Below are 2675 nucleotides of genomic sequence, written 5' to 3' on the forward strand. Positions count from 1 at the left end.
CATGAGGGACGGAAAAGCATTAGATTTGATGTACAGAGTTTCGCCGTATGGGTTACCTCTTACATTCTTAGAAGTAAAGGGCGTAGAATCGGCTGTTTGTTCTCTAATGGGCGCCTTGCTCAACACAGTACCTACTTGTTCCGTTCTTACTGAGCCCAGTGGAGATTGTTCATATGCTATAGTTCGCTGTGCAAAGCATGATAGAAAAGAACTGTTGAAGCATATTTTAAGTAGTGAATATGAGGTTCGAATGTCAAAGGTTTCAGCGTTTAGAGCATTCACCTACCGATTCTTCCAGCGAATAGTTACCGAAGAAGGTTGGGATAATGACGTGAACGAGCTCCTTTCACAGAAATTTCTTTATTGACTGCTTTGGACTGTTATTCATCGATGAACCTCTAATCCAGTCAATATCGTTCTACTCAATCCAATTTAAGTCCCTATCTTGTATTTTGACATCTTTTGGTATAGATAGATAAAATCCATGAAGATATCCTTGCGATTCGACCATGCTTTCGTCTGGGTAAGTGATGAGCTGTTTCGCTATACTTCATTTTGAGGTGAAGTATATTGGATCCAGAGATGCCTGATCAACCGTTTTAAACCGCTGAACGCGTACGAAAAGGGGGTAGCTTATCCCCCTTTTTCCCTATGGAATCACAGATATTCAATAAGACTTGAAATCTATTATCTCGCAAACTGAATTCCTGCATCTAATCTTTTAGATATCCTGGCTTTGATGCTCCTTTCTCAACATCTTAGTCTCGTTTTGATTGGGATAGTGCTACATTGAGTATTGCGAGAAAGTCCCAATGGTCAACTTCATTGTTCGTTTAGCAAGACGTGCTAAGAGGTCGTAAACGCTAACCTGTCCATGGATCAGTAAATTGTCCAGCTTTCTCGTCGTAAAGTCGTCTGGGTTGGGTCATCATGTAAGAATTTTCCGAAAGTATTCTACCAAGATAGTAGTTCAGATCCATCACCTCAAAGTATTCAGCCAAGACTCCTTGACAGATATCAGCGCGGTGCCTCGGCATCCGGATAATAGACCAGAGCGAACCATCCGATTCATTGCTGTAGATTTCGCAGTAAACAGAAATTGACAGAAGATGATTGCGTATTTCCTCTATTCTGTCAGTTCCCGTCACAGCAAGAAGAACGCCATCATGCAGGCCGCTGAAGCAGAGCTTGGGATGGTAGCATCTTTCAACAACCTGATTGTCTATGAGATTCTTTCTATATCGCCTCTCAGAGCGCGATGGGAACTCAAGTAGCTCTAGAAACAGATCTCTTGAGGTATCATCTCCCAAGTATGACATGAGAATTCCTAGGAGAACTGTTTCACCAGTTTTCAGGCGCACAACGTCATCATTTGTGTTGACTTCCTTGATTAGCCATCGCTCCTTCTTCCCTTCAACGGGTTCTGGCTTGGGTTCATAGGGTTCAAAAAGCCACTTTTTACCATCCCAGAGATCGAGCCGAAAGGAGAGTACTCCACGAGTTGCAGTGAAATGTACTGCACCTTCCTGCAAATCGCTTTGTTTAGGACCGCTGCTTTCTCGAGGCTCGATATACAAGAAAAAACCTGGATACTCTGAATCCACCATTTCGTACGCTCGTGCGAGGCCAGCATTCCAGATTCGAGGTCGTAGGTTTGGCGTCAGCATGCATCTGTATCTAAGCCCCAGTGCTGTCATTTCGGGTATGAAGCGTTCAGTTATCAAGAAGGATAGTTCTTCCAAGAAACGACTAGCATCACGCTTGGTGCACCCAGTTCCCTTTCGGATCAGACTGTACGTTATGTTACTCTGTTCTTCTGTACTCCAAACCTTCTCAAGAACTTGCAATAACGCAGGTTGTTGAAGCGCATTGAACGACTGTCTCAATTCCTGCAATAATTTCTTGTTATCGTATTCAGCGGCAGCGTCGGGCAAAACATCATACCTTGGCCAGAGAGTCCGTGCAAAACTACTGTAGTTCAGTTCTGCAAGTTTGTCTATTGATAGGTAGTTTTCAAGCGCACTACTCCAATCAAGTTTCTCTCCACAGGATACCGCGTACTCGCGCAGCGCAATTATTCCCCGGGTTACAATGTTTAATCCGGGAGCTTGGTAGAGATACTCTTGCGGTGATTTTTTGTGGTCGAATTCCTCTAAACGACGGATCAGGTAGTCGAGGTCTCTTATGTCAATTGGAAGCTTGCATGTGCCAAGATTCGATTTCACGTCGATTTTGATTGGTAGAATGTCTTCTAGGGAGGTTGGTGTGTTTTTCACAGTTCTGTGTTTTGGAACAGGTTGTAGTCCCATGTAGTTCTCAAATTTCCCCCAATCGAGATTATCTTGGAATTGAGCGGCGTTAATCCCCGCGTATATCCGCTCATCGGTAAACCAGTACGGTTCAGCATGGTTCGGTCCTAGATTGTTCAACCAATCTAGAGTTGCTAGTCGCACTGCATCGTATCCTCCAATTATAGAGAAACGATATTCCAATACAAATCTATTCGTGTTAGAACATGATTATGATCAAGTGGTCCTTGAAATTGCACTTTGTCTGCAAAAACATCCCATTTTCAGCCAAAAAGCGGGAAAACACGGCCAAGCGATTTCAATATAAGCAATATGAGAACTTTATACGATTTTTGAAGAACTTAGAAGAAGAATGAATATGTTGGA

Annotated in this window: 1 protein-coding gene; it reads right to left on the reverse strand. The window is 43.2% G+C overall.

Annotated features, from left to right (window positions below; translation table 11 throughout):
• Positions 1–863: 863 nt before the first annotated feature.
• Positions 864–2453, reverse strand: coding sequence for a hypothetical protein (locus tag GF309_04705; GenBank protein ID MBD3158068.1), 1590 nt, complete (start codon positions 2451–2453; stop codon positions 864–866).
• Positions 2454–2675 lie beyond the last annotated feature (222 nt).

This window comes from Candidatus Lokiarchaeota archaeon (assembly GCA_014730275.1).
Classification (GTDB): domain Archaea; phylum Asgardarchaeota; class Thorarchaeia; order Thorarchaeales; family Thorarchaeaceae; genus WJIL01.